Origin of the sequence: Microlunatus antarcticus (genome assembly GCF_014193425.1) — a bacterium.
Taxonomy (GTDB): domain Bacteria; phylum Actinomycetota; class Actinomycetes; order Propionibacteriales; family Propionibacteriaceae; genus Microlunatus; species Microlunatus antarcticus.
This window is the reverse complement of the sequence record NZ_JACHZG010000001.1, coordinates 3,329,051-3,355,259: the sequence shown is the minus strand read 5'-3', so window position 1 is coordinate 3,355,259 and position 26,209 is coordinate 3,329,051. Positions and strand designations below refer to the sequence as shown.

Here is a 26,209-nt window from a genome sequence, read left to right as displayed (position 1 = left end):
AGATTTCCGGTGATCTGCGTGTCCGAAGTGGACATGCCCGGAAGATGACACCACCGAGCACCCCCTCGCCGGGGGTGCGCGGCGTACGCCGGCGGTCAGCCGGCGAGCAGCGCCCGGGTGGGCACGGGGTCGACCTCTCCGGTGACGACCCCGGTCGCGACGGCGTCCAGGTCGTCGGCGACGACCGCCAGCCCGTCCGCGAACCCCGCGAGCCGCTCGGGGTCGAGGAGCCGGAGCGCGTGCTCGAGGCACTGCTGGCTCTCGGTCGCGATCTGCCGTCCCCGCTCGGTGAGCCGGACGACCGTACGACGGCGGTCGTGCGGGTGGCGGGTCCGTTCGGCGACGCCCTGGCGCTCCAGCCGGTCGACGAGGGCGGTCGACGCGCTGCTCGTGAGCTGCAGGTCGCGGGCGAGCTGGGACTGGCCGCGCCCGTCGTGCAGCGCGAGGACCGAGAGCGCCTGGCTCTCGGTGCTCCCGAGCCCGATCGCGTCGGACACGGCCTGGCGGTAGCGCTCGGCGGCGAGGACGAGGCGGCGGAAGTTACGGACGGCGTCGTCCAGGTCGTCGGCGGCGATGTCGCCTCCTGTCGGCAGGGGACGTCCGCGGACGTCGTCGGGTTGCGCTCCGACCGGACGGCCTGGCGCTCTCCCCCGACGGAAGCACGCAGGACCGGACGCGGTCAGGCCGGTAGTTCCTCCGACGTACTACCTGCTGCGGGAAAGACGATATCAACAAGTCGCTCGACGGGAGAGCATTCCAACGAGAAAAGGTTCTACCCGTCAACCAGGACGGGCCCGGTGCCTCCGAGGAGACACCGGGCCCGTCAGGCGCGGATCAGGCGGCGACGGCCGTCGCCGCCGCCACGGCGGGCTCGAGCGCAGCGGCCACCAGCGTCGCCACGTCGGTGGTCAGGACCACCTCGACCGCGTCGGTGACCTCGGTCGGGACCTCGTCGAGGTCGGGCGCGTTCCGCTGCGGGACGAACACCGTCGTGAGGCCCGCCCGCTGGGCGGCGAGCAGCTTCTGCTTCAGCCCGCCGATGGGCAGGACCCGCCCGTTGAGCGTGACCTCGCCGGTCATGCCCACCTCGCCGCGCACCGGTCGCCCGGTCGCCATCGAGGTCAGCGCGGTCACCATCGTGACGCCCGCGGACGGACCGTCCTTGGGGACGGCCCCGGCGGGGACGTGCACGTGGATCGGCCGGTCGAGCACGGACGGGTCGGTGATCCCGAGCTGCTCGGCGTGGGCCCGGACGTAGGAGAGGGCGATGTGCGCCGACTCCTTCATCACGTCGCCGAGCTGGCCGGTGAGCGTGAGCCCGCCGCCGCCCTTCGCCGAGCCCTCCGACGCCGGCAGGACGCTGGCCTCGATGAACAGGGTGTCGCCGCCCAGGCCGGTCACGGCCAGGCCCGTGGCCACGCCGGGGACCGAGGTCCGCTCGTGCGCCTCGGGGGTGAAGCGCGGACGACCGAGGAACTCACGCAGGTTGGACTTGGTGATCGTCAACGGGCCCTCCTTCGCCTGCTCGCCCGGCTTGGCCAGGCGGGTGGTCGCCTTGCGCATCGCCTTGGCCAGCAGCCGCTCGAGCTGGCGTACGCCGGGCTCGTGCGTGTAGTCGGCCGCGATCTCGCGGAGCGCCTCGTCGTCGACCTGCACCTCGTCGGTGGTCAGCGCGGCCCGCTCCAGCTGCCGGGGCAGCAGGAAGTCGCGGGCGATGGCGACCTTGTCCTCCCCGGTGTAGCCGTCGAGGGTGACGAGCTCCATGCGGTCCAGCAGGGGCTGCGGGATGTTCTCGATCACGTTCGCCGTGGCCAGGAACAGCACGTCGGACAGGTCGAGGTCGACCTCGAGGTAGTGGTCGCGGAACGTGTGGTTCTGCGCCGGGTCCAGCACCTCGAGCAGGGCGGCCGAGGGGTCGCCGCGGTAGTCCGAGCCGACCTTGTCGATCTCGTCGAGCAGCACGACCGGGTTCATCGAGCCGGCCTCGCTGATCGCGCGGACGATGCGGCCGGGCAGCGCGCCGACGTACGTACGCCGGTGCCCGCGGATCTCGGCCTCGTCGCGGACGCCACCCAGGGCGACGCGGACGAACTTGCGGCCCAGCGAGCGGGCGACGGACTCACCGAGGGAGGTCTTGCCCACCCCGGGAGGACCGGCCAGCACCATCACGGCACCGGAACCACGCCCGCCCACGAGCTCGAGCCCGCGCTCGGCGCGACGGGCGCGCACGGCGAGGTACTCCACGATCCGGTCCTTGACGTCCTCGAGCCCGTGGTGGTCGGCGTCGAGCACCTCGCGGGCCGCACCGATGTCGGTCGAGTCGGTCGTCTTGACCGCCCACGGCAGGTCGAGGACGGTGTCCAGCCAGGTGCGGATCCAGCCCGACTCGGGGCTCTGGTCGCTGGCCCGCTCGAGCTTGCCCACCTCGCGCAGCGCGGCCTTGCGGACGTCGTCGGGCAGGTCGGCGGCCTCGACGCGGCCGCGGTAGTCGTCGGCCCCCTCGGGCTCGTCCTCGCCCAGCTCCTTGCGGATGGCGTTCAGCTGCTGGCGCAGCAGGAACTCGCGCTGGCTCTTCTCCATGCCCTCGCGGACGTCTTCGGAGATCTTGTCGTTGACCTCGGTCTCGGCGATGTGGGACTTGACCCACTCGACGAGCACCCGCAGCCGGTCGGCCACGTACGGGGTCTCGAGCAGCTCGCGCTTCTGCTCGTCGGTCAGCCAGGAGGCGTAGCCGGCCAGGTCGGACAGCGCGGCCGGGTCGGTCACCTTGTTCACGGTGTCGATGACCTGCCAGGCGTCGCGCCGCTGGAGCGTGGCGACGAGCAGGTGCTTGTACTCCTCGGCGAGCGCGCGGATCTCGTCGGTCTCGAAGACCGCGTCGAGCTCCTCGGCCTCGATCCACAGCGCGGTGCCGGGCCCGGAGACGCCGGAGCCGATCTTCACGCGGCGGTCGGCCTTGAGGACCGCCGCCGGGTCGCCGTTCTGCAGGCGGCCGAGCTGGACGATCGAGGCGACCACGCCGTACGAGGCGTAGCGGTCGTCGAGGCGGGGGGCGACGAGCAGGGTGTCGTCGCTGTGCGCACGGGCCGCGTCGATCGCGGCCTTCGTGGCGTCGTCGAGCTCGACCGGCACGACCATGCCGGGGAGCACGACCAGGTCGTTCAGGAAGAGGATGGGGAGTCGTGTGGTCGTCATGGGTCGAGCCTCCGTTCGGGGCCGCTCAGGTGTGGTTGAGCGACATCGACTCAAGGCTGGGGAGGTCCGGTTTCTTCCCCGCGTCCTCTGGGGGCGAACACGGCCCGGGCCGGTGACGGCGGGCGATCCCCTCCCTCGACGTCAGGAGCGCGGCCCGCCGCTCGAGACCCACGACCCCAGCGGCTGGTCCGGCCCGTCCTGCTCGTCCTCCTCGACGGTGGTCACGACCATCCCGCGCGCCTGGTAGTTGGCCAGCGCCGCGGGGCCGTCGAGCGTGCAGGTGTGGACCCAGACCCGGGTGGGGCGGGGGAGGTCGCTCCGCTCGTGCACGGTCCAGGCGTGCCGGAGGCCGTGCTCCAGGAGGAGGCCGCCGTAGCCGTGGCCGATCGCGTCCTCGGCCAGCCCGAAGTAGCGGATCTCGACCTCGAGACCGCTCTCCCGGCGGGTGGGGTGGAGCTGGACGTAGCCGGCGGGCGCGCCGCCGCGGTAGAGGACCCAGAGCTCCTCGCCCTCGTTGGCGAGCTCGTCGAGCCACTGCTGCCGGGACCAGCCCAGGCGTTCGGTCCAGTGCCAGGGGCCGCCCACGAGGCCGTAGAGGAAGCGGGCGTACTCGGGGGAGATCTGGAGCACGCGCTCCAGGCGGACGCCGTCGGGCAGGGGCCGTGCCGCCCGCTCCGGCGGCTCCCGCATCTCCAGGGTGGTCGTCACGACGCGCAAGCCGGCGCTCCTAGGGGGTCGGTCGGGTGAAGACGGGACCGGCACCGTAGCCCACGGTCCGTACCCCCGGTCCGAAGCCCCCGTACGAGGTGGCCGGCCGGGAAGGACCCGGCCGGCCACCCGCGGGCCGCTCGTCGACGACCCGCTGCTGCTCCTCGAGCGGTTACTTCACCAGCTGGGCCACCGGGCTCGCGGTGCCCTCCGGGTGCAGGGTCCAGAAGCGGCCCGAGCCGGTCGGGGAGAACGAGACCCCGGCGATGCCCGGCGTGGTCACCGTGACGGCTCCGGTCGTGATCATCGGGATGAGCGGAGCCGCGTCGGCGATCTCCTTCTGGGCCTGCTGGTAGGCCGCGGTGCGGTCGGCGGACGTCGGCTGCAGGGCGAACTTCGCGTTGTCCGCGTCGACGGTCTCCGAGCTCCAGAGGGGGTAGTTGTTGATGCCGCCCTTGGTGGCCCAGTAGCCGATGACGATCTTCGGGTCGTCGGTCCAGGCCGACCAGTTGAACAGCTCGAGCCCGGGCGGGCCGACCTTGGCGCCCGGCTCCGTCTGCGACCGCGCGTTGACCACGTCGAACAGGCCGGCCTGGGTCTGCGGCGTCAGGTTGGCCTTGATGCCGATCTTCGTCAGGTTGGCCTGGATGAGCAGCGCGGTGTTGGTCTGGTCGTCGTCACCCTGCAGGTAGTAGAGGGGGACGTCGATCGCGGGCTTCCCGGCCTCGGCCATGAGCGCGTTGGCCTTGTCCAGGTCGGTCGTGTACTGCTCCCAGGCCGGGGTGTACTCCGGCGCGGAGTCCATGACGATGGACTTGGCCCGGGTGCCGCGGCCGTAGGCGACGTTGTCGAGCACGTCCTGGTAGGGGAGCGCGTACGCGATGGCCTGGCGCACGCGCTGGTCCGCGAGGGCGCCCACCTGCTCGGCCGGACCCGCGGTGATGGCGAACATGTCGAAGAAGCCGGTGTCCTGCCACACGACCTTCAGGCCGGCCTCGCCGAGGGTGTTCACCTGGGCGTTGGTGAAGCCCGAGTCGGCGTAGTTGATCGTCTGGTTGCGCAGCAGCGAGCTGACGCCCGACGTGGTGATCTGGATGTTCACGTCCGGGTAGGCCGGCTTGGGCATCCAGCTGTCGTCGGAGGCCGCGAGGGTGATGCTGGTGCCGGGCTTGCGGTCCGTGATGGCGTACGGGCCCGTGCCCACGGCGTTCTCCCGCAGCCACGCCGAGCCGGTGGGGTCGCTGTCGGTGACGTGCGGCTTGACCGCGTCCTCGTCGAGGATGCTGGTGTACGCCTGGCTGAAGATCGCCATCAGGGTCGGGGTCACCGGCGTCGGCTTCCCGGCGGAGGTGACGAAGTCGATGGTCACCGTGGACGGGTCGACGACCTTGATCTGGTCGGGGGACTGCAGGCCGTTGGCCTTGAAGTCACCGACGCCCGGGGTCTTCCAGATGCGCGACAGGCTGAACTTGACGTCCGAGGCGGTGACCTCGTCGTCGGTGCCGTGGAACTTGACCCCCTGGCGCAGCTTGAACGTGATCGAGGAGTCCTTGGTCGTCCAGGACTCGGCGAGCAGCGGGACCACCTCGGCCCCCTGGAACTTGAGGGATCCGTCGGCCTGCTCCGCGAACTTCGGCGACAGCAGCGGCTGGTAGATGTTCCGGGTCAGCGCGCGGTCCTGGCCGGTCGAGAGGTTGGCCGGGTCGAGCGAGGTGACGTCGGCGGGCCAGGCCGTGGTGATGGCCGTGGTCGCGGCGGGGGCCTCGGTGTCGCTCTGCGAGCCGGCCGACCCGCAGCCGGTGAGCACGGTGAAGGTGGTGAGGCCGACCAGCGCGGCGACGGCGCGTCGGGTCTGGGTGCTTCCGGGCATGGGTGTTCCTGTTCTGTGCCGGGCGTCGGCACGAGGGAGGGAGAGCGTCTTCGGTGGTCCGGATCGGTGGGCAGCCTGCGTCAGGCGATGCTGCTGAGCACCTCCGGGTGGCCGGACAGCACCACGGGGCAGGCCACGAGGTGCGGCCCCCCGGAGACGGTGAGCAGCGGCGGCCGGGCGGTGTGGCACGACGGCTGGACCTCGGGGCAGCGGGACGCGAGGCGGCAGCCGGCCGGGAGGTGGACCGGGCTGGGGATCTCGCCCCGGAGCCGGATCCGCTCGGTGGTCGTGCCGTACTGGGTCGACATCGCCGCGGAGAGCAGGGCCCGGGTGTACGGGTGCTGCGGGTTGGTGAAGACGTCCTCGGTCCGGCCGGTCTCGACGACCGAGCCGAGGTACATGACGAGGACGCGGTCGGCCATGCGCCGGACCGAGGACAGGTCGTGGGAGATGAGCAGGTAGCCCAGGCCGCGTTCTTCGCGGAGCCGCGAGAGCAGGTCGAGCACCTGGCCGCGCACGGACACGTCGAGGGCCGAGGTGGGCTCGTCGAGCAGCAGGTAGGTCGGGTCCACCGCCAGCGCGCGGGCGATCGCGACCCGCTGGCGCTGGCCACCGCTGAGCTGGCGGGGGTAGCGCCCGAGCAGCGCGGCGTCGAGCCGGACGTCGGCGAGGAGCTCCTCGACCCGCGCGCGACGTTCCTGGCGCGACCGGCGGCTGTGCAGCCGCAGCGGCTCGTCGATGGTCTCCCCGACCGTCATCTGCGGGTTCAGCGACGTCATCGGGTCCTGGAACACCATCTGCAGCCGCTGGTACGCCTGCCACAGCGACCGGCGGCGCAGGCCCGTGAGGTCCACCTCGTCCAGCATCACGCGGCCCGCGTCCGGCTCGACGAGGCGCGCGATGCACCGCGCGAGGGTGGACTTGCCGGAGCCGGACTCCCCGACGACGGCGACCGTCTCCCCGGGAGCCAGCGTGAGGTCGACACCGTCGACCGCGGTGAGCTGGGCCCGTACGCCGCGGTCGCGCACGGCGAACCGCTTGACCATCCCGTTGACCACCAGGGCTGAGCGGGTCATCGGGTGCCTCCGAGCGTCTGGCTGGCGGCGACCAGCTCGGCGGTGTAGGGGTGGGTGGGGTTCGTGAGCACCGAGGAGGTCCGTCCGGACTCGCAGATCTCGCCGTGCCGGAGCACGACGACGTCGTCGCAGGTCTGGGCCACGACCCCCATGTCGTGGGTGATCAGCAGCGCGGACAGCCGGCCGCCCTTGATCATCTCGACGATGAGCTCCAGGACCTCGGCCTGGACGGTCAGGTCGAGGCCGGTCGTCGGCTCGTCCAGCAGGAGCAGCTCCGGCTCGCAGGCCAGGGCGATGGCGAGCTGGACGCGCTGGGCGGTGCCGCCGGACAGCTCGTGCGGGTACTGCCGCAGGCGCCGCTCCGGCTCGGGGACCCGCATCTGCTCGAGCAGCTCGACCGCCCGCGTCCGGGCCGCCGCCTTGCCGAGACCCTGGTGCAGCCGCACGACGTCCACGAGCTGTCGGCCGACGGTGAAGACCGGGTTGAGCGCGCTGCGCGAGTCCTGGAAGACCATGGCCACCGTGCGGCCGCGGACACCGCGGAAGGCGGCCTCGTCGTACCCGCCGAGGTCGGTCCCGTTCAGGTGGATCGAGCCGCCCGTGCGCTCGAACGTGGCGGGGGTCAGCCCGACGATGCTCAGGGCGAGCATCGTCTTCCCGCTGCCGGTCTCACCCACCACCGCGGTGAGGGCGCCGCGGCGGAAGGCCACGTCGACGCCCTTGAGGATCGGGGTGACCCGGCCGCCGTGCCGCCCCCGGAACCCGCCGGAGTAGTTCTCGAAGGCGACGATCACGTCGGTGGGGTCCGGCTCGTGGTCGAGCTCGGGCACCACCTCCAGCGTCGTGGAACCGGTCTGCTCCATCTCAGCTCCCGCGTCGGACGAGGTCGTGGTCGGTGAGGCCGTCACCGAGCAGGTGGAAGGCGGCGGCGACGAGGAAGATCCCGACCCCGGGGAAGAACGAGGTCCACCACTGCCCGTCGACGACCCCGGACTGGCCGCCGGCGATCATCGAGCCCCACTCGGCGGAGCCGGGCTCGATCCCGAGACCGAGGTAGCCCAGCGACCCGATGGTCGCGATGACCCAGGAGGCGTTGATGCCGGCGTACGCGATCAGCGGGCGGGTGGAGTTGGGCAGCAGGTGCCGGAACAGCACCCCGGCGGGCCGGCGCCCGATCATGGCCGCGGCCTCCGCGAACTGCCAGTTCTTCTTGGTCAGCACCTCGGCCCGGGCCAGGCGCATGTAGTCGGGCAGCGGGATCAGGACCACCACGAGGATGAGGTCGCGCAGGCTGCCGCCCAGCGCGGTGATGACCAGCATGGCGAGCAGCAGGGCGGGGAAGGCGTTCATGACCTGCAGCAGCCGCATCGACACGGCGTCGAACCAGCCGCCGACGAACCCGCTGATCCCGCCCCAGAGGGTGCCGACGACCAGGGAGATGCTGACCACGAGGGCGGTGACGCCCAGGTCGGTCCGGGTGGCGGCCAGCGCCCGGGAGAACACGTCCGAGCCGGTGGCGTCGGTCCCGAACCAGTGGTCGGCGCTCGGCGGGGCGTTGAAGGGGCCGACCGCCTTGGCGAGCGGCGGGTACGGCGTCCACACCAGCGACACCAGGGCGGCGGCGCAGAGCACGACGATGATGACGGCGCCGACCTTGACGGCGTCCTGACCGGCCCAGAGCTCGCGGATCCGGGAGCCCGCCCCGGTGGCTTCCGGCTGAGCGGCGTCCGGCTGGGCGGCGTCCGACAGGGTGGCGTCCGTCGGGGAGGTCTTCGCCTGCGTCGCGGCGCTCATGCGCGGGACCTCGGGTCGACGAAGCCGTAGACGATGTTCAGGACCTCGTAGATGAGGACGTAGATCGCCGAGGCGTAGAGGACGAAGGCCTGGATGACCGGGAAGTCGGAGGTCCGGATGGCCTGCAGGGAGTAGTTGCCGACCCCGGGCCAGCCGAAGATCCCCTCGACGAGGATCGAGCCGCAGAGGGTGAAGGCGACGATGCCGGCCAGGATGGTGACGACCGGGAGCAGCCCGTTCTTGAGCGCGTAGACGAAGCGGATGCGCGTCGTGCCGAAGCCCAGGGCGCGCGCCGTCCGGATGTAGTCCGAGCCCAGCGACTCCACCATCGCCGTCCGGACGACCTTGGCGATCGGGGCCGCGAGACCGATCGCCAGGGTGACGACCGGGAGCACCAGCTGCGCGGCGGCCTTCCCGGCGGTGTCGAACCGGCCCGTGAGCACCCCGTCGAGGACGTAGAAACCGGTGATGTCCGGTGGTGGTCGTACGCCGATCGGTAGTCGCCCGATCGGTCCGGGCAGCACCTGGAACTGGACGGTGAAGAGCCACACGAGCATCAGGCCGACCCAGAACTGGGGGGTCGCGATCCAGGCGATCGAGACCGTGCGCGAGACCCGGTCGAACGCCCGCCCGGGGCGGGCCGCCGAGAACACCCCCATGACGACGCCCACGACGACCCCGAAGAGGAGGGCGTACGAGGCGAGCTCGGCCGTGGCGGCGAAGCGGTCCGTCAGGTCGGTCAGCACCGGGCGTCCGGTCTGGAAGGACTTCCCGAGGTCGCCCTGGGCCAGCTGGGCGAGGAAGAGGGCGTACTGCTCGGGCAGCGGCTTGTCCAGACCGAGGTCCGCGCGGACCTGCTCGCGCGCCACGGCCTCGTCCGCGGCGCTGGCGAAGCCGGCCGAGCCCAGGAACAGGTTCGTGGGGTCCGGCGCGACGACGTGGGTCACGAGGAACGTCAGCGTGACGACCGCGAGGATCACGCCGAGGCTGCCACCGACCGAGCGCAGGATCGACAGGACCCGCGTGCGGCCGCGGCCCCGGACCGCGGGCGCCGTGTCCGGCGCGAGCGTGACCTCGAGGGCCGAGGTGGTCGTCATCGGACCGGCTCGGCGAGAGCGGTGTCGACCGCCCGGGTGTCGACGAGCGAGGAGTAGTCGGCGGCGGTCGAGACCAGTCCGCCCTCCCGGAGGATGTCCATCCACCGGTTGCACGCGGCCTCGTCGACGACCACGGACTCCCAGGTCCCGTTCTCGACCAGCTCGGCGGTGGCGGCGGCCCGCGCCGCCTCGGTCGCTCCCGGCCAGTGCTCGGCCAGCAGCCCGGCGGTGGCGGCGCCGGCGTTGATCGCGTCCATCGCCTCCTGCAGCGCGGCCAGGAAGGCGGTCAGCGGCGCGAGCAGCGGGTCCAGCCGCTCCGGGTCGGTGTAGAAGACGCTGTTGGGCATCACGCCGCCCGGTCCGGCGAGGCGGTAGGTCTGGTGGACCAGTCCGGCCGTGCTCAGCTTCGCCGCGCTGAAGGCGTCGACGACCATCGCGTCGCCGTGCCCGCCGAGGAACAGCTCGGTGAGCATCGGGCCGGACAGGTCGCGGACGAACCGGGCGCTCGCCGGGTCGACACCCGCGGCGCGGATCAGGCCGGCGGTGAACTCGTACGGGGCGGTGCCGCCGGCCCCGGGGACGAGGACCGTCCTGCCGGTGATCCAGCTCCAGTCGAAGTCGGCGACCGGCTCGCGGGTGATCACGGTCTTGGAGAACCGGGCGTTGATCTGGCCGACGGTCACCAGCTCGCGCCCGCGCCCGGCGTACATCGCCGGCACCCACAGCCCGCCGAGCACGACGTCGGCCTCGCCGGACGCCAGGTCGTCGAGGACCTCGGTCCAGGGGTCGCGGTCCCACACGCGGACCTCCAGGCCGCGGGCGGCGAAGAGCCCGGCGGCCTCGGCGTAGTACAGGGGCAGGTAGTTCTGACCGTGCGACGTGGCGGAGACCGACAGGGAGAGCATGAGAAATGTATACAAAACAGGTGTTTCGGCCGCGTTCCACCGGCATTACACATCGGTAAGAGCCAACTCACCCCGCTGGCGGTGTATACGTCCTAGCATGGGGCCGTGGTCGACGAGCCCAAGCCCCTCCAGGTCCACCAGCTGCTGCGCCGCAAGATCATGCTCGGCGAGTACGCGCAGGGCCAGGTGCTGAGCGAGACCCGGCTGGCGCAGGACCTGTCGGTGTCGCGCGTCCCGGTGCGCGAGGTGCTGCCCCTGCTGCAGCTCGAGGGCTTCGTGGAGACCGCACCCCGCCGCCGCAGCGTGGTGACGACCTGGACGCCGAAGCTGATCGACGACCTGTTCGACGCCCGGCTCGGGGTCGAGGTGGCGGCCGCGGCCGCGGCAGCGCGGCGGATGCGCGAGACCCCTGACCCGGCCGTGATGTCCGCGCTCACCAGCGCCATGAGCCGGTCCGAGCGGCACCTCGCCGAGGACCACCCGATCGAGCTCGCGCTGTCCAACGCCGAGCTCCACCTCGCGTTCGCGGCCGCCTCGAGGAACCCCCTGTTCGAGGGCCTCATGCGGCTGCTCGCCGGGCGGATGGCCTGGATGTTCTACCTGACGTCGGGCCGGGACCTGCGGGGGCAGAGCGAGGAGCACCAGGCGCTGCTGGACGCGGTCCGGGCCGGCAACGTCCGGCTCACCGAGGCGCTCATGTACGCCCACGTCGAGTCCGGTAGAGACGCCACCCAGGAGGCCCTGAGCGGCCTCTGGACCTCCGGTGCCCGCGCCGCCGGGGACGCCGTCGCCTGAGCGGGCTCAGCCCGGCCCGCCCCGCCCGGCCGACCTCCGCGCCGGTCAGCCGGGCTGCTGGCCGGCGTCCTGGAGCTGCGGCGCGGTCATGGGCAGGTCGGTGCCGACGCCGGTGAGCCGGGCGCGGTCGATCGCCAGCGCCGCGACGGCCAGGTCCTGCGCGCCGATCCCCACCGAGTTGAACAGGGTGATCGCGTCCGGGTCGACCCGCCCGGGGTCGCGGCCGGCCACCACCGCCCCGAGCTCCCGGAGCCCGGGGTGCGGGGGGAGGGCGCCCTCGGCGATGGCGAGGAGGATCTCGCCCGACTTGGCCATCGACGTGCTCGCGCTGTCGACGAAGAGCTCGGACCGGGCGATCCCCTCGGCGTCGATCTCACGGTGGGTCGGGCGCGGCGGCGCCCCCACCGCGTTGATGTGCTGACCCGCGCGGAACCAGCGTCCCTCGACGACCGGGGTGCGCGACGGGGTCAGGGTGCAGACGACGTCGGACTGGGCCACGACGTCGTAAGCGCTCGTCGCCCGGGTGAGCGGGAGGTCGAGGCCGAGCTCGTCGCACGCCAGCGCGAAGTCGACGAGGGTCTGCTCCGACCGGGTCCAGACGACGACGCGCTCGAAGGCGCGGACCTCGGTGAGGGCCCGGACGTGCTCGACGGCGAGCGCGCCGGCGCCCACCAGGCCGAGCGTCCGGCTGTCCGCCCGGGCCAGGTGGGCGGTGGCCACGGCGGACGCGGCGGCGGTGCGCTGCCGGGTGAGGACCGCGCCGTCGAGGACGGCGACGCACTCGCCCGTGACCGTCGAGCTGACCAGCAGCGTCGAGCGCTGCGGGGGGAGCCCGCGCTCCCGGTTCTCCGGGATGTCGCACATCAGCTTGACCACGGCGAGGCCGAGCCGGTCGGACAGCGCGGCCATCGGCAGGAGCACGGCGTCGCCGACCCCGCTGGCCAGCAGCGCGGGCGGGCCCTGGGTCATGGTGCCGAGACCCAGGTCGAGATGGATCTCCTCGACGGCGCGGACGACCTCGGCGGTGCTCAGGAGACCGGTGAGGTCCTCCCGGCTCAGGAACAGGGTCATCGGGTGGGGAGGGGGGTCGACAAGGGGGTCTCCACGACGGTCGGGACACACGGACAGGGGCGTACGTGCGCTCTCTGTGTATACAACTTTCGTGACGGTGGGGTTACCTACGGTCACCGCAGGACGAAAAGCGGTCGACACCCGAGCAGGCCGACCGACGACAGGTCCCCGTCCCGCTCGGGAAGATGTATACGAGAGTTCACCGGGACCGGGCCTGCGGTGCTGGACCAGGGGGTCAGGCGTCCGCGCTGAGGGTGATCCGGACCTCGCGGAGCTGGTCGCCGAACGCCTGCAGCACCCGCAGCCGGGGGTCCACGGTCGGGAGCACCCGCGGCTGGAGCAGCGGGCCGAGCCCGGCGAGCCGGGGGTCGGCCAGGACGGCGAGCACACCCGCCCGGTCGCCGCCGCCGACCACGGCCGTCAGCTCGCCCAGGTGGGGGCGCAGCAGGGTCGCCGCGACGTCGGCGGCCTCGGCGTACGCCTGCTGCGTCTGGTTGGCCCGGCGTCGGGCGTAGCGCTGCTGCGACCAGCCGCCGGCCTTGGTGGTCCCCTGGACGTAGGTGCTGCCGACCTTCGACCCGATCAGCCGGGAGCCCTCGAACCAGCCGACCGCGTACCCGCCCCGGCGGACCAGGACGGCCCCGACCGTGCGGTCGACGAGGGCGTGCTCGACGACCGACGGCAGGTCCGCGGCCGACGGCAGCGGCGGGAACGGGACCTCGACGACCGCGACCGCCCCGTCCGCCGCGGTCAGCGTGAGCTCGGCGGCCGTCCCCGACGTCGTGACCGGGCCGTGGCGGGCCTCGAAGCGCGTCACCCAGCCGGCGAGCCGCTCGGCTACGACCAGGACGACGCGGTCCGCCCCGCCGTCGCCGGGGGGTCGGGTGCTGGTCACCGGTCGATCCTCCGTCAGGAGCGGCCGGCCCGACGACTCTGCGCCCCGGCGGCGTGGTCGCGCTCGCAGGAACGGGCGCAGCGTGGCCGCCGGGGCGCGGGAGTCGGGTGGTCTCAGCCCTGGTTGCTGAACGCCGCGTCGAAGGCGGCGTCGGGGGCGTCGAAGGCGAGCCGCTTCACGAACTCCAGCGCCTCGGGGGCCCCGACGAGCCGGTCCATGCCGGCGTCCTCCCACTCGACCGAGATCGGGCCGGTGTAGCCGATCGTGTTGAGCATCCGGAAGCAGCGCTCCCACGGGACGTCGCCGTGCCCGGTGGAGACGAAGTCCCAGCCGCGGCGCGGGTCGGCCCAGGCCAGGTGCGACCCCATCCGACCGTTCCGCCCGTTGCCGACCTGGAGCTTGGCGTCCTTGCAGTCGACGTGGACGATCCGGTCCTGGAAGTCCCAGAGGAAGCCGACCGGGTCGAGGTCCTGCCACACGAAGTGGCTCGGGTCCCAGTTGAGGCCGAAGGCCTCGCGGTGCCCGACCGCCTCCAGGGCGCGCGTCGTCGTCCAGTAGTCGTACGCGATCTCGCTCGGGTGCACCTCGTGCCCGAACTTGACGCCCTCCTCGTCGAAGACGTCGAGGATCGGGTTCCAGCGGTTCGCGAAGTCCTCGTACCCGGCGTCGACCAGGGACTGCGACGCGGGCGGGAACATGGCCACGTACTTCCAGATCGACGAGCCGGTGAAGCCGACGACCACGTCCACGCCCAGCTTGCGCGCGGCCCGGGCGGTCATCTTCATCTCCTCGGCCGCCCGCTGCCGGACGCCCTCGGCGTCGCCGTCGCCCCAGATCCGGTCCGGCAGGATGTCGCGGTGCCGGGCGTCGATCGGGTCGTCGCAGACCGCCTGGCCCTTGAGGTGGTTGCTGATCGCGAAGACCTGCAGGCCGTGGCGCTTGAGGGTCTCCAGCTTGGCCGGGACGTACGCGGCGTCCTCGACGGCGGCCCAGGGGTCGAAGTGGTCGCCCCAGCAGGCGATCTCCAGCCCGTCGTAGCCCCACGACGAGGCCAGCCGGCACACCTCCTCGAACGGCAGGTCGGCCCACTGGCCGGTGAACAGGGTGATCGGTCGGGTCATCGGTGCTTGCTCCTCCACGGGTGGTCAGGGGTGGGGCCGCCGGGGCCGGGTGGCCCCGACGGCTCCGGGCTCGACTCAGGACTCGAACGCGGTCCCGGCGTACTGGTCGACGTTCTCCGACGTGACGACCGGGGCGTAGAGCTGGACGACGCGCGGGACCTCGACCTCGGGCAGGTCGCCGAGGCCCTTCTTCTGCACGAGCAGGCGGGCGAGCTTGATGCCGTCGGCGCCCTGCGTGGACGGGTAGACGACCGTCGCCTTGAGCACGCCGGTGCCGCTCTTGATGTCGCGCATGGCGTTGGCCGAGCCGGCGCCGCCGATCATGACGAACTCGCTGCGGTTGGCGTTCTTGATCGCCGCCAGGACGCCGACGCCCTGGTCGTCGTCGTGGTTCCAGATGGCGTCGATCTTGGGGGCCGCCTGCAGCAGGTTGGCGGTCGCCTTCTCCCCGCCCTCGACGGTGAAGTCGGCGGCGACGCGGTTGTCGACGTTCTGACCGCACTTCTCGAGCGCGTCCTTGAAGCCCTTGCTCCGGTCCTGCGTCAGCGGCAGCGAGTCGATGCCGGCGATCTCGGCGACCACGGCGTCGGTCTTGCCCTGCAGCTGGGTGCAGAGGTACTGCCCGGCCGAGACGCCCATGCCGTAGTTGTCGCCGAGGACGGTGACGCGGGCGGCGTTCGGGTCGCTGAACTCGCGGTCCACGTTGATCACGGGGATCCCGGCCTCCGTGGCCTTCTTGGCCACGGCGGTCAGCGCCGCGCCGTCGAAGGGCAGGATGACGATCGCGCCGACCTTGTCGTTGATGAAGGTCTCGACCTGGCTGATCTGCTGGTTGACGTCGTTGGTGCCGGCCGCGACCTTCAGCTCGACGTCGGGGTTCTCCGCCGCGGCCTTCTTCGCGTTGTCGGTGATGGCCGCCATCCAGCCGTGGTCGGCGGCCGGGGCGGAGAAGCCGATGACGACCTTCTCGCCCGGGGCGTCGTTCCCGGAGCCGGCGCCCGGTGCGGGGGCGCTGGCCGCGGGCGCGCTGGTCGTGGGCTCGGGGGTGTTGCTCGTGCAGCCGGCCACGGCGAGCAGCGCGGTGCAGCTGAGGACGGTGGCGGTGCCGAGGAGGCTGCGGTGCAGACCTCGGGAGGGACGGACGGACATGGCGACTTCCTTTCGACGGTGAACGGGTCGGGTCTCGGGGTGGGTCAGGTCTTGCGGGCGGCGAGGCGCTGCTGGAGCAGGACGGCGGCGACGATGATCAGGCCCTTGACCACCGACTGCGCGGAGATCGAGAGGTTGTTGAGCGTGAAGACGTTCGACAGCGTGGTGAAGATCAGCACCCCCAGCACCGTGCCGACGATGGTGCCGCGACCGCCCGACAGCAGCGTCCCGCCGATGACGACGGCGGCGATGGCGTCGAGCTCGTAGAGCGTGCCGTGGGTCGAGCTGCCGGTCGTGGTGCGGGCGACCAGCATCAGGGCGGCGATGCCGCAGCACACGCCGAGCAGCACGTAGAGGTACATCGTGTGCCGCTGGACCCGGATGCCGGCGAGCCGCGCGGCCTCGGGGTTGCCGCCGACGGCGACGGTGCGGCGGCCGAACGTCGTGCGGTTGAGCACGACCCACCCGATGGCGGCGACCGCCGCGAAGAGGATGACCAGCACCGGGATTCCCAGCACGTCGGCGTCGAGGACGCCGACGAACGCGGGGACGTTCACGATCTGCGTACGCCGGTTGGAGATGATCTCGGCCAGCCCGCGGGCGCCGGCCAGCATGGCCAGGGTCGCGATGAAGGGGACGATCCGCCCGTACGCGACGAGCACCCCGTTCACCAGGCCGCAGCCCGCGCCGACGGCCAGGGCGGCGAACACCATGACCAGCCAGGTGGTCTCGTTCGCGATCGTCTGGGTGGCCAGCGTCGTGCACCAGACCGAGCTGAGCGCGACGATCGCCCCGACCGACAGGTCGATGCCGCCGCCGGTGATGACGAACGTGAGCCCCACGCTCACCACGCCGATCACGGCGGCCAGCCGCAGGATGGTCAGGACGTTCGCGCCGTCGGCGAAGCGGTCGCCCCCGGTCACCACCCCGGCGACGCAGAGGATCAGCAGGGCGACGACGAGGCCGAGGTTCCGGCCGGCCGCGGTCCGCAGCAGGTGCGCCAGCCCCCCGCCGTCGGCGTCGAGGTCGGGCGTGCGGGACGGTTCGTGCTGCGCCCCCGGCGACGGGGTGGCGCGGCCGACGACCGCGGTCTCGGGCTCGCTCATGCGGGTGCTCCTTCCATGACCAGGTCCAGGACCTGTGCTTCGTCGAGGGCGGACGCGGGGGCCTCGTGGACCACCGCCCCCTCCCGCATCACGAGGACGCGGTCGGCCAGGCCGAGCACCTCCTCGACCTCGCTGGAGACGACCACGACGGCCACCCCGGAGTCGGCCAGCGCCCTGATCAGGGTGTAGATCTCGGTCCGCGCCCCGATGTCGACGCCCCGGGTGGGCTCGTCGAGCAGCAGGACCTTGCACCCGCGCAGCAGCCAGCGCGCCAGCACGACCTTCTGCTGGTTGCCGCCCGACAGCGTGCGGACGGCCCGGTCGACGCCGGCGGGCCGCACGTCCAGCGACGCGGTGACCTCCCGCGCGGCGACCCTCTCGGCGTGGTGGTCGAGGAACCCGGCGCGGGAGAAGCGCTGCAGGCTCGAGACGGTCACGTTCGCGGTCACCGACTCGTCCAGCAGCAGGCCCTGGCTCTTGCGCTCCTCGGGGCAGAGCCCGACGCCGGCGGCGACGCGGGCCGCGACCGACCCGTTGGGCATCGTCCGACCGTTCACGCGGACGGACCCCGACGTCGCGCGCCGGGCCCCGTACAGGGTCTCGAGGACCTCCGAGCGTCCCGCACCGACGAGCCCGGCCAGCCCGAGGATCTCGCCCGCGTGCACCGCGAAGCTGACCGGGGAGAAGAGGCCGCGCCGGGCGAGGGCGTCGACCTCGAGCACCGGCGCGGCCGTGGTCAGGGCGGCCGGCTCCTGAGGTCGCGGCGGGAAGACGTACTCGATGGAACGTCCGGTCATCAGCCGGATCAGCTCCCGCGTGGGGGTCTCGCTCACCGGCAGGTCGGTCGCGACGCTGGTCCCGTCCTTCAGCACGGTGATCCGGTCGCCGATCTGGCGGATCTCCTCGAGCCGGTGGGAGATGTAGACGACGGCGACGCCCTGGGCGACGAGGCCGCGGACCACGCGGAACAGGTTGGCGACCTCGCCGGAGTCGAGGACGGCGGACGGCTCGTCGAGGACCAGCAGCCGGGTGTCGTGGGAGAGCGCGCGGGCCATGCTGACGATCTGCTGCGAGGCGGGCGAGAGGCTGCCGACCAGGCGGTGCACGCCGATGCCGGCGTGGCCCATCCGCGCCAGCAGCTCGCGGGCCCGGGCGCCGGCCTGGCCGCGCCGGGTGAAGCCGGCGGTGGACAGCTCGTGGCCCAGGAAGATGTTCTCGGTGACCGAGAGGTCGGCGACGAGGTCCAGCTCCTGGTAGATCGTCGAGATCCCGACCTTGATCGCCCCGACGGGCGAGGGGAACGAGACCGGCCGGCCCTCCCAGCGGATCTCGCCCCCGTCCGGCTGGTAGGACCCCGACAGGACCTTGATCAGGGTCGACTTGCCGGCGCCGTTCTGCCCGAGCAGGCAGTGCACCTCCGCCGCGCGCACGGTGAGGTCGACGCCGCCGAGAGCGAGCACGCCGGGGAAGCGCTTGAGGATGCCGCGCATCTGGAGCAGCGGCGGGGCGTCCTCGGACGGCACGGGCTCGTACGGCGTGGTGGGTGCGGTGGTCATGCGGGCGCTCCTGCGGGGACGGCCCCGGCGCGGGGCGAGGTCACGGCGGTGGGGTCGTCGAAGATCCAGGTCAGCGCCTCGAGCGCGCCGCCGCGGGCGGCCGCGGTGAAGCCGAGCGCCGAGGACTCGACCCGGCAGCCGGCCGGCTGGGGCGCGAAGACCCGGTCGGGCAGCGACCTCCGCAGCGGTTCGGCCAGCCAGGGCCCGAGGAGGGCGAAGTAGCCGCCGAGCACGAGCAGCCCGGGGTCGAACAGGTTGACCAGGAACCCGGCCCCGGTGCCGAGCCAGTCCGCGGTGCGGTCCAGCGCGTCCAGCGTCCGGCGGTCGCCGGCCTCGGCGCGGGCGATCAGCGTGGCGAGGCGCGCCACGAGGTCCAGCGTCGGGTCGCGGACGGGGTCGTCGGCGTCCGCGGCCCCCGACAGCAGTGCGTCCAGCCCGGCGACGGTCTCCCAGCACCCCCGTCGGCCGCAGCCGCACCGGCGACCGCCGGGGTCGACCTGCAGGTGGCCGACCTCGCCGGCGAAACCGCGTACGCCGCGCAGCAGCCGGCCGGCGGCGACCACACCGGCACCGACGCCGACCACCCCGGTGAGCAGCACGAGGTCGGCGACGTCGGCCCGGCCGGGGGCGTCGACCTCGGCCCGGGCGGCCAGGTTCGCCTCGTTGTCGAGGAGCAGCGGGCAGGCGGGGTCGTCGAGAAGCGCACGCATCTGCTCGACGACCGGCGTCTGCGCCCAGCCCAGGTTGGGGGCCCGCAGGACGCGGCCCGTCGAGCGCTCCACCAGGCCGGGGACGGCCACGGTGACCCCGACGAGCTCGCCACCGGCCGCGGTGAGCGAGGCGACGATCTCGAGGACGAGCGTGGCGAGGCGGGGGAGCGCGACGTCGGCGTCGAGCGGGCCGGCCTCGAGCGGGACCCAGCGCTCGGCGACGACCTCGCTCCGGACGTCCAGCGCCACGACGGAGAGGTAGCCGAGGTTCACCTCGGCGCCGACCGTGAAGAAGGTGCCGCCGCGGAGGTCGACGTGCTGCGAGGGGCGCCCGACCGCACCGCGCTCGGTCTCGCCCTCGGCCACGAGCCCCCGCTCGACGAGCTCGGCGACCAGGCTCGACACGGTGGCCTTGTTCAGGCCGGTCTCGGCCGCGATGGTCGCCCGCGAACGGGCCCCGGCCGCGCGGAGGTGCGACATCACCAGGGCGAGGTTGTGGCGCCGGACCGCGAGCAGACCCGCGGACGTGCCGGCGTCCGCGAGCAGCGAGCGATCACGGACCATCACCACAGGCTCCTTTGTCTGTTGGTCCAACAAACTAAACCGCGCCCAGAGTGACGTCAAGCACATCCAGGGGGGACAGTCGCGGCGCGGACTGAGGTGCGTCGGTGCACCGAGCGCGTTCTCGTCCAGCGTCGGCGTTTGGGGCGGGGTCGTTTGCTGGAGGGTCGGACGGGGAAGAAGCCCGTCCGAGAGATCGACACATCGCACCGGTGCGACACACACGGAGGATCAGCGAGCAGCCACCAGCCGAAGGCCTGGCTCACGTCCGGGTGTGCCCGCGCGCCGTGCGCGTCGACGACACCCTGACGGAGGAACCGCGCATGAAGGTGGTCTACAACTCGTTCGACGGTCGCTACAGCGACAGCCCCCGGGTCCTCTACGAGACCTACCGCGACCAGTACCCGGGCGAGCACCTGTGGCTGGCCGACCCCGCCCACCTGCACGGCTTCCCGGCCGACGTCGCGACCGTGCCGATCGAGGGCCCGGCTGCCGTGGCCGCGCTGGAGTCGGCCGACCTGGTCGTGGCGAACACCCACCTCGAGGCGGAGTGGACCAAGGCTCCCGGGGCGACCTACCTCCAGACCTGGCACGGGACGCCGCTCAAGCGGATCCACCACGACGTGCTGTGGGCGCCGGAGGGGCGGCTCGCCGAGCTCGACCGCGACGTGGCCCGCTGGGACCACCTCGTCTCGCCCAACGCCGTCAGCACGCCCCGGCTCCGGGCCGCCTTCGGCTGGACCGGCAGCGTGCTGGAGACCGGCTACCCGCGCAACGACGTCCTGACGTCCGCGTCCGCCCCGCGGACCCGGGCCCGGGTCCGCAAGGCGCTGGGCATCCCCGACGGCGTCACGGCCGTCCTCTACACCCCGACCTGGCGCGACCGCGACCACTTCGAGCCGCCCGTCGGCGGGCTGGAGTTCGCCGTCCCCCTGGACGAGCTGGCCGCGTCGCTCGGCCCGGGCTTCGTCCTGCTGCCCCGGCTGCACTACAAGGTGACGCACCTGCGCGACGCACCGGCCGTCGAGGGCGTGGTCGACGTGTCGTACCACCCGGACGTGGCCGAGCTGTTCCTGGCCGCCGACGTCATGGTCACGGACTACTCGTCCACGATGTTCGACTTCGCCGCGACGGGGAAGCCGATGGTCTTCTACGCGTACGACCTGGAGGCGTACCGCGACTCGCTGCGTGGCTTCTACTTCGACCTGGAGCCGGTCGCGCCGGGGCCCGTCCTCAGCCGGCCGGAGGAGCTGCTCCACGCCCTGCGCACGCTCGACGAGGGGCACGCCGCCCATCGGGCCCGCTACCGCGCGTTCCGGCGGACGTTCTGCTCGTGGGAGGACGGACGCTCCACCGAGCGGCTGCGCCCGGTCTTCGAGGAGGCGGCCCGCCGCCCGCGGCGTCAGGAACGCTTCGTCGTCCCGAGGAGCACCCGGACGTCGGTCTCGAAGCGGCCCGCGATCACGCGGTAGCCGGCGTTGCTCGGGTGCCCGTTGACCGGGTTGGCGTAGCGGGACCCGTCGCCGTCGACGAACCAGCTCTCGGCGAGCGGGTCGACGAACGGGAGGTGCTGCTGCGTCCCGTAGCCGGCGAGCACGCACTGGGCGACCAGCCGCGGTCCGTCGGGCTTCCCGTACGGGGTCGCCGGGCCCATCAGGAGGACCGCGGTCCCGGGGAACTTCGCCCGGACCGCGTCGACCGTGCGCGAGACGGCGTCGGTGAGCGCGAGGTAGGGGGTGTCGCGGTCGTTCGACCCGCCCTGCAGCACCACGAGGTCGAACGTGCCGCCCTGGACGCCGGCCAGCCGTTGGAGGTACGTGCCCTCGTTGCGCGGGCCCGGGTTGACGTAGCCCGTCCCGCCGACGCCGTTGACCGTGACCTTCCACCCGAGCGGCTTGCCCACGAGGTAGGCCCAGCCCTTCGTCTCCGGCTCGGCGCCGTACCCCTCGGTGTAGGAGTCGCCGAGGACCAGGACGTCGGGGTTCTTGGGCAGGACGAGGCTGCCGGGGACCAGCGTCGGGCGCGGGTCGGGAAGGGTGCAGGTCGGCTCGGGGGCGGGCGGCGCGGCCGGGGTGCTGCAGCCGGAGACGAGCCCCAGGACGGCGAGGGTGGCGACGACGGCCAGGCCGAGGCGGGTCCTGGCGCGGGAACGTCGGCTCACGGGATCACGACGACGCGCTCGAGCATCGCGACGACGACACCTTCCGGTTGTTCCTGAGACCTGCATGAACGAGCGGAAGGTTACCGCCCGTCCCCTTTTCGTGCAGCGTTCGGCACTATGAGAGCCGTCACCGCAGGAACGTTTGGCCTCAGACTCAGGTTCCCTTAGGGTGAGGGCGTTGCTGGCGATGATCTCGTTGTCGCCGGTGCGGGCCACCCCGGAGCCCGAGAGTCACCGCGTGCGTGCGTCCGAGGACCCAGCACGAGTTAGGGATGACTCGTGGGCACCACCTCGGGGAGAAGTGCTGACTGACGTGACTCAGATCGATCCAAGGCCGCAAGCGCCTCACCACATCCTCGCCCGCACCGGATTCAGCACCGCACCGCCCGCGGCGCGCTGGATCGAGGCCTACCGTGCCCGGCTCACCGTCGGGGACCTCGTCGTCGTCATCGCCGCGGTCGTCGCCGCCCAGCTCGCCCGCTTCGGCACGACCGGCGACGCCGTCCTGCTGCCGAGCTCGATGGTCAGCTACTCGATCGTCTCCGCCGTCCTGGTCGTGCTCTGGGCGCTGGCCCTCACCGCGTTCCACACCCGGGAGAGCCGCATCGTCGGCTCGGGCCCGGAGGAGTACCGCCGCATCGCCCACGCTTCGTTCGCGCTCTTCGGCACGGTCGCGATCCTCGCGTACCTGCTCAAGCTCGACGTCGCCCGCGGCTACCTCTTCGTCGCCCTGCCGGTCGGACTCTCGCTGCTCCTGCTGCAGCGCAAGCTGTGGCGCACCTGGTTGCACAAGCAGCGGGCCCAGCGCCGCTACCTCTCCAGCGTCCTCGTCGTCGGCTCGCACCGTGCGGCCGTCGCGATGGCCAAGGTCTTCGAGCGTGACCCGAACGCGGGCTTCCGCGTGGTCGGGGTCTGCGAGCCCGGCTGGGGCCACGCGGGCCGGGTCCTCGACATCGAGGGTCACCACGTCCCGGTGCTCGGCGACGAGTCCACCGTGATCGACGCCGTCGAGGCCACCCAGGCCGACATGGTCGCCGTCAGCAACACCGAGTTCTTCGGCAACGAGGGCATGCGGGCCCTGGCCTGGCAGCTCGAGGCCGCGGGCACCGACCTGGTCGTGGCGCCCGGCGTCGTCGACGTGGCCGGCCCCCGGCTGCAGGTCCGCCCGGTCGCCGGCCTCCCGCTGCTCCACGTGGACAAGCCGCAGTACCGCGGGGCGGGCAAGTTCGGCAAGCACGCCGTCGACGCTCTCGGGGCGGCCGTCGCCATCCTGCTGCTGTCCCCGGTCATGATCGTCATCGCGCTGCTGGTCAAGCTGACCAGCCCGGGCAAGGTCTTCTACCGCTCCGAGCGCATCGGCCTGAACGGCGAGCCGTTCGGCATGCTCAAGTTCCGCTCGATGCGGCAGGACGCCGACAAGGTCCGGCTCAACCTGCTCGACCTCAACCAGGGCGCCGGCCCGCTGTTCAAGATGCGCGACGACCCCCGAGTCACCTCGCTGGGCAAGGTCCTCCGGCGCTTCAGCCTCGACGAGCTGCCGCAGCTGTTCAACGTGCTGACCGGGCAGATGAGCATCGTCGGCCCCCGCCCGCCGCTGCGCGACGAGGTCATGACGTACTCCGACATGGTCCACCGCCGCCTGCTGGTCAAGCCGGGCATCACCGGCCTGTGGCAGGTCAGCGGACGTTCCGACCTGTCGTGGGAGGAGTCGGTCCGCCTCGACCTCTACTACGTCGAGAACTGGTCCCTCATCCAGGACCTGGTCATCGTCTGGCGCACCGTCGCCGCCGTCCTCGGCAAGAGCGGCGCGTACTGAGCCTCGGCCCGCCGGCCCGCACGCCTCGTGCCCCAGACCCCTCGTGGGTCTGGGGCACGTGTCGTTTCGCTTGGGTCTCGCGTGCGCGTTCTGCGCGAGTGGCGCCATCGGGCACGCGTACTCGGCGTGGCGCGGGTCGAGTGGCGCCAGCGGTGACGCGGGGCGAGGGGTCAGGGCGAAAAGCGCAGCAACGGGGGAGCACGTGCCCCGCAGGTGCGCGCTCCCGCACCTCAGGGCGGCGTGTCGAGGTGCGGAACTGCGCACCTGGCGACCGACCTGACGAGTGGCGCCACCGGGCACGCGTACGCGGCGTGTCGCGGGTCGAGTGGCGCCAGTGGTGACGCATCTCGAGGGGGGTTAGGGCGACAGCGCAGCAACAGGGAAGTGGGTGCCCTGCGAGAGTGCGCTCCCGCACGTCAGGGCGGCGCATCCAGGTGCGCGAGCGCACACTCAGCGACGAGTGGCGCCACCGGAGACGCGTACGCAGCGTGACGCGTGTCGAGTGGCGCCAACGGTCCCGCCGGCCGACGGGCCAAGCTACGGGGCAGCCTGCTCCGTCGTTGCTGCGCCTTGGTCTGAAACCTTCGCTCGCAGGTCAGCTGGACTCCAGGCGCCCCAGGCGCATAGAACCCCTCAGGCGCGGTCGCCGCTGGTGGACTCGGCGTCGACGTACGCGGTGGCGGCCTCGTTCTCGACCGGGTCCGCGGGCGGGAGGTCGGAGCCGATGATCGAGGGCAGCAGGCGGGTCACGACGATCAGGTAGAGGACCGCGGAGACGAGGCGGACGAGCGCCGTGGCGATCGGGATGCCGATCGGGCCGAACAGCACGAAGAACAGCCAGTCCGCAAGCGCGTTGAGCACCGCGAACGTGGCCGCGAACCACACCAGCAGCCGCTGCCGGCGGGCGATGATGAGCATCCGGCCACCGCAGGAGATGCAGAGGCTGAACGGCATCGACAGGAACAGGATCGCGCCCCACCGGAGGCCCTGGAGCCACGGGGACGGGAGGAAGTCGAACGTGCTGGCCAGCAGGCAGACGCCCGACCCGACGAGGCCGACGGCCACGTTCACGGCGAGGAGGATCCCGAAGTCCTTGCGGAACATGGCCCGCCCGGCCGCGTACTCGTAGCTGGGGAGCCGCGCCCAGCGCGACAGGCGGCGGACGACGAGGCCGAGGTTGACGACCTGGGCCGCGGCGAAGAACAGCTTGTCGGCCATCTCGTACGACGACAGCGACCCGACGGGGCTGCGGGCCAGGAAGATGCGGTCCGTCACGGGGCCGGACTGCGCGGTCAGCGCGGAGGCCGACTGCCACACGAGGCCGCGGGTCGGGATGTCGGCGGCCTCGGTGCTCGAGGGCAGCCGGCGCGACGTGCGGTAGAGGATCGTGAGCCGGACGAGCTCGCCGAGGACGAAGCCGGCCGCGTAGACGAAGAGCGGAGCGGTCGGCCAGGCCAGCACCAGGACGATCGGCACGACGGTGCGCAGCGACTGCAGGCTGATGGGGAGGGCGACCCGGCCGTGGGCGATGTTGAGCCCGGAGAACGCGCTGGACACGCCCCCGACGAGCGCCATCAGCAGCATCACGCCGGCCAGCGCGGCGAACTCGTACGGGTCGGTCCGTCGGAACGCGTAGACGACCGTGAGCGGCAGTCCGACGGCCACGCAGGTGGCGAGGGCGAAGAGGAAGATCCGGCGCGCGTACGAGCGCAGCACCGCCTTGCCCGGGGGCGTGCCGCGCCCGATGAGGCGGCCCATCTCCGCGACGCTGTTGGCCTCGATCGCGTTGCCGACGACGTTGGTCAGCGTCAGCGAGACCGACGCCGCGAGCAGGAGCTCGTCGCTGCGCGAGGTCCCGACGAGCCAGGACAGGACGAAGGAGAAGGCGAAGCCGGGGAAGAGGACGAGGGCCGCGACCCCCGTGGTGAGGATGTCGGAGCGTGACCGCACCTTCGGCGTCCCCGTGCCCTTCGGCGTCTCCTGGGGCGGGGACGGGTCCTGAGGCGGAGGTGCGCCCTGGGGGGCGGGCGCGTCCTGGGTCATGGCTGGGCGGGGCGGGGCACGGGGACGAAGTCGGGCATCATCGCCGCGGAACCCTTCTGCGAGACGACGCGCGCGGGGGCTCCCGCGACCGTCACCTCGTCGGGCACGTCGCGCCCGACGACGGCGTTCGCGCCGATGACGACGCGGTCACCGATCGTGATGCCGCCGTAGATCACCGCGCCCGGCGCGATGTAGCAGTAGTCGCCGATGGTCGGGACCCCGCTCGGGCTCAGCCCGATGTTCGTCGCGGAGTTGATCCGGCACCAGGCGCCGACCTTGGCCTTCGAGTGCACGACGATGCTGCCGTAGTGGGCGATCCCCAGCCCCGGTCCGAAGACGTTCGGCGGGATGGTCAGGCCGAGCCGGGTCGAGAGGCGCATGAGCTGTGCGCGGTACCAGGAACGTCGCACGCGGGCGACCGGTCCGGGCTGCGCCAGCAGGAGCTCCACCCGGCGGAGCACCCGCAGGTAGTGGACCTCGGGCCGGCGGAACCGCTGGACGAAGGTCCAGCGGGACAGGCCGGCCGCCGTGAGGTCGTCGCGCAGGTAGCGCTCGTAGTCGGACCGCGTGGAGATCATGG

Annotated in this window: 22 protein-coding genes; 3 read left to right on the top strand and 19 right to left on the bottom strand. The window is 72.6% G+C overall.

The annotated features are described in order from the left end of the window. Positions 1 to 95 precede the first annotated feature (95 nt). From FHX39_RS15715 to FHX39_RS15675, 9 genes are all read right to left on the bottom strand, one after another. Entirely contained in the window at positions 96 to 497 is a 402-nt protein-coding gene (locus tag FHX39_RS15715) for a MarR family winged helix-turn-helix transcriptional regulator (protein ID WP_183339952.1), read from the bottom strand. Positions 498 to 834: 337 nt separating this feature from the next. Continuing rightward, the gene (gene lon, locus FHX39_RS15710; protein WP_183339950.1) at positions 835 to 3,195 is read right to left on the bottom strand and encodes an endopeptidase La; all 2,361 of its coding nucleotides are present in this window, start codon (positions 3,193 to 3,195) and stop codon (positions 835 to 837) included. A 141-nt stretch (positions 3,196 to 3,336) separates the two neighbouring features. Then, positions 3,337 to 3,903, bottom strand: coding sequence for a GNAT family N-acetyltransferase (locus FHX39_RS15705; protein ID WP_332836955.1), 567 nt, complete (start codon positions 3,901 to 3,903; stop codon positions 3,337 to 3,339). Between the two features lie 172 nt (positions 3,904 to 4,075). Next, positions 4,076 to 5,773: an ABC transporter substrate-binding protein gene (locus FHX39_RS15700; protein WP_183339948.1), complete on the bottom strand. Its 1,698-nt coding sequence runs from the start codon at positions 5,771 to 5,773 to the stop codon at positions 4,076 to 4,078. A gap of 80 nt (positions 5,774 to 5,853) precedes the next feature. Continuing rightward, positions 5,854 to 6,849: an oligopeptide/dipeptide ABC transporter ATP-binding protein gene (locus FHX39_RS15695; RefSeq protein WP_183339947.1), complete on the bottom strand. Its 996-nt coding sequence runs from the start codon at positions 6,847 to 6,849 to the stop codon at positions 5,854 to 5,856. Further along, the gene (locus FHX39_RS15690; protein ID WP_183339944.1) at positions 6,846 to 7,712 is read right to left on the bottom strand and encodes an ABC transporter ATP-binding protein; all 867 of its coding nucleotides are present in this window, start codon (positions 7,710 to 7,712) and stop codon (positions 6,846 to 6,848) included. Before FHX39_RS15690 ends, FHX39_RS15695 begins: the two co-directional genes overlap by 4 nt. Before the next feature lies 1 nt (position 7,713). Next, the gene (locus tag FHX39_RS15685; protein WP_183339942.1) at positions 7,714 to 8,643 is read right to left on the bottom strand and encodes an ABC transporter permease; all 930 of its coding nucleotides are present in this window, start codon (positions 8,641 to 8,643) and stop codon (positions 7,714 to 7,716) included. Beyond that, positions 8,640 to 9,740 (bottom strand): ABC transporter permease, encoded by a 1,101-nt coding sequence (locus FHX39_RS15680; protein WP_183339940.1) that lies wholly within the window; start codon positions 9,738 to 9,740, stop codon positions 8,640 to 8,642. The genes FHX39_RS15685 and FHX39_RS15680 overlap by 4 nt, the downstream gene beginning before the upstream one ends. Beyond that, on the bottom strand, positions 9,737 to 10,645 hold the full coding sequence (locus FHX39_RS15675; RefSeq protein ID WP_183339938.1) for an ABC transporter substrate-binding protein: 909 nt from the start codon (positions 10,643 to 10,645) through the stop codon (positions 9,737 to 9,739). The genes FHX39_RS15680 and FHX39_RS15675 overlap by 4 nt, the downstream gene beginning before the upstream one ends. Before the next feature lie 105 nt (positions 10,646 to 10,750). Here FHX39_RS15675 and FHX39_RS15670 point away from each other — a divergent pair, with 105 nt between their 5' ends. Beyond that, positions 10,751 to 11,440: a GntR family transcriptional regulator gene (locus FHX39_RS15670; protein WP_183339936.1), complete on the top strand. Its 690-nt coding sequence runs from the start codon at positions 10,751 to 10,753 to the stop codon at positions 11,438 to 11,440. 45 nt (positions 11,441 to 11,485) lie between these two features. Here the strand turns inward: FHX39_RS15670 and FHX39_RS15665 are convergent, their stop codons facing one another. The 7 genes from FHX39_RS15665 to FHX39_RS15635 all read right to left on the bottom strand — a co-directional run bounded on the left by FHX39_RS15665 (position 11,486) and on the right by FHX39_RS15635 (position 19,612). Further along, positions 11,486 to 12,511, bottom strand: a complete 1,026-nt coding sequence (locus tag FHX39_RS15665) for an ornithine cyclodeaminase family protein (RefSeq protein ID WP_183339934.1) — start codon at positions 12,509 to 12,511, stop codon at positions 11,486 to 11,488. Positions 12,512 to 12,746: 235 nt separating this feature from the next. After that, positions 12,747 to 13,406 carry an acVLRF1 family peptidyl-tRNA hydrolase gene (locus tag FHX39_RS15660; RefSeq protein WP_183339932.1) on the bottom strand — a complete coding sequence of 220 codons (660 nt, stop codon included), beginning with the start codon at positions 13,404 to 13,406 and terminating at the stop codon, positions 12,747 to 12,749. A gap of 113 nt (positions 13,407 to 13,519) precedes the next feature. After that, complete coding sequence (locus FHX39_RS15655) at positions 13,520 to 14,527, bottom strand: sugar phosphate isomerase/epimerase family protein (RefSeq protein ID WP_183339930.1); 1,008 nt, start codon at positions 14,525 to 14,527, stop codon at positions 13,520 to 13,522. A 75-nt stretch (positions 14,528 to 14,602) separates the two neighbouring features. Then, positions 14,603 to 15,676, bottom strand: a complete 1,074-nt coding sequence (locus FHX39_RS15650; protein WP_183339928.1) for a substrate-binding domain-containing protein — start codon at positions 15,674 to 15,676, stop codon at positions 14,603 to 14,605. Positions 15,677 to 15,720: 44 nt separating this feature from the next. Continuing rightward, on the bottom strand, positions 15,721 to 16,782 hold the full coding sequence (locus tag FHX39_RS15645; RefSeq protein ID WP_183339926.1) for an ABC transporter permease: 1,062 nt from the start codon (positions 16,780 to 16,782) through the stop codon (positions 15,721 to 15,723). Continuing rightward, positions 16,779 to 18,338 carry a sugar ABC transporter ATP-binding protein gene (locus FHX39_RS15640; RefSeq protein ID WP_198423432.1) on the bottom strand — a complete coding sequence of 520 codons (1,560 nt, stop codon included), beginning with the start codon at positions 18,336 to 18,338 and terminating at the stop codon, positions 16,779 to 16,781. The genes FHX39_RS15645 and FHX39_RS15640 overlap by 4 nt, the downstream gene beginning before the upstream one ends. Next, entirely contained in the window at positions 18,335 to 19,612 is a 1,278-nt protein-coding gene (locus FHX39_RS15635) for an ROK family transcriptional regulator (protein ID WP_183341554.1), read from the bottom strand. The genes FHX39_RS15640 and FHX39_RS15635 overlap by 4 nt, the downstream gene beginning before the upstream one ends. A 320-nt stretch (positions 19,613 to 19,932) precedes the next feature. Here FHX39_RS15635 and FHX39_RS15630 point away from each other — a divergent pair, with 320 nt between their 5' ends. Continuing rightward, positions 19,933 to 21,081 (top strand): CDP-glycerol glycerophosphotransferase family protein, encoded by a 1,149-nt coding sequence (locus FHX39_RS15630; RefSeq protein ID WP_183339924.1) that lies wholly within the window; start codon positions 19,933 to 19,935, stop codon positions 21,079 to 21,081. On the opposite strand, the gene FHX39_RS15625 is transcribed toward FHX39_RS15630, so the two are convergent. Beyond that, positions 21,012 to 21,770 (bottom strand): SGNH/GDSL hydrolase family protein, encoded by a 759-nt coding sequence (locus tag FHX39_RS15625; protein WP_183339922.1) that lies wholly within the window; start codon positions 21,768 to 21,770, stop codon positions 21,012 to 21,014. The two genes, FHX39_RS15630 and FHX39_RS15625, sit on opposite strands and share 70 nt — an antisense overlap. Positions 21,771 to 22,083: 313 nt before the next feature. Between FHX39_RS15625 and FHX39_RS15620 the strand changes: the two genes are divergently transcribed. Next, entirely contained in the window at positions 22,084 to 23,586 is a 1,503-nt protein-coding gene (locus tag FHX39_RS15620; protein WP_198423431.1) for a sugar transferase, read from the top strand. 633 nt (positions 23,587 to 24,219) lie between these two features. On the opposite strand, the gene FHX39_RS15615 is transcribed toward FHX39_RS15620, so the two are convergent. Together FHX39_RS15615 and FHX39_RS15610 are read right to left on the bottom strand one after the other, a co-directional pair. After that, entirely contained in the window at positions 24,220 to 25,536 is a 1,317-nt protein-coding gene (locus tag FHX39_RS15615) for a polysaccharide biosynthesis protein (protein ID WP_183339920.1), read from the bottom strand. A gap of 89 nt (positions 25,537 to 25,625) precedes the next feature. Continuing rightward, positions 25,626 to 26,207, bottom strand: coding sequence for a serine O-acetyltransferase (locus FHX39_RS15610; RefSeq protein ID WP_198423430.1), 582 nt, complete (start codon positions 26,205 to 26,207; stop codon positions 25,626 to 25,628). Between the last annotated feature and the right edge of the window lie 2 nt (positions 26,208 to 26,209).

Coding starts and splice junctions, on each gene's coding strand:
- lon (WP_183339950.1), bottom strand. CDS start 3,195: ATGACGACCACACGACTCCCCATCCTCTTCCTGAACGACCTGGTCGTG.
- FHX39_RS15700 (WP_183339948.1), bottom strand. CDS start 5,773: ATGCCCGGAAGCACCCAGACCCGACGCGCCGTCGCCGCGCTGGTCGGC.
- FHX39_RS15695 (WP_183339947.1), bottom strand. CDS start 6,849: ATGACCCGCTCAGCCCTGGTGGTCAACGGGATGGTCAAGCGGTTCGCC.
- FHX39_RS15690 (WP_183339944.1), bottom strand. CDS start 7,712: ATGGAGCAGACCGGTTCCACGACGCTGGAGGTGGTGCCCGAGCTCGAC.
- FHX39_RS15685 (WP_183339942.1), bottom strand. CDS start 8,643: ATGAGCGCCGCGACGCAGGCGAAGACCTCCCCGACGGACGCCACCCTG.
- FHX39_RS15680 (WP_183339940.1), bottom strand. CDS start 9,740: ATGACGACCACCTCGGCCCTCGAGGTCACGCTCGCGCCGGACACGGCG.
- FHX39_RS15675 (WP_183339938.1), bottom strand. CDS start 10,645: ATGCTCTCCCTGTCGGTCTCCGCCACGTCGCACGGTCAGAACTACCTG.
- FHX39_RS15665 (WP_183339934.1), bottom strand. CDS start 12,511: ATGACCCTGTTCCTGAGCCGGGAGGACCTCACCGGTCTCCTGAGCACC.
- FHX39_RS15655 (WP_183339930.1), bottom strand. CDS start 14,527: ATGACCCGACCGATCACCCTGTTCACCGGCCAGTGGGCCGACCTGCCG.
- FHX39_RS15650 (WP_183339928.1), bottom strand. CDS start 15,676: ATGTCCGTCCGTCCCTCCCGAGGTCTGCACCGCAGCCTCCTCGGCACC.
- FHX39_RS15645 (WP_183339926.1), bottom strand. CDS start 16,782: ATGAGCGAGCCCGAGACCGCGGTCGTCGGCCGCGCCACCCCGTCGCCG.
- FHX39_RS15640 (WP_198423432.1), bottom strand. CDS start 18,338: ATGACCACCGCACCCACCACGCCGTACGAGCCCGTGCCGTCCGAGGAC.
- FHX39_RS15635 (WP_183341554.1), bottom strand. CDS start 19,612: ATGGTCCGTGATCGCTCGCTGCTCGCGGACGCCGGCACGTCCGCGGGT.
- FHX39_RS15630 (WP_183339924.1), top strand. CDS start 19,933: ATGAAGGTGGTCTACAACTCGTTCGACGGTCGCTACAGCGACAGCCCC.
- FHX39_RS15610 (WP_198423430.1), bottom strand. CDS start 26,207: ATGATCTCCACGCGGTCCGACTACGAGCGCTACCTGCGCGACGACCTC.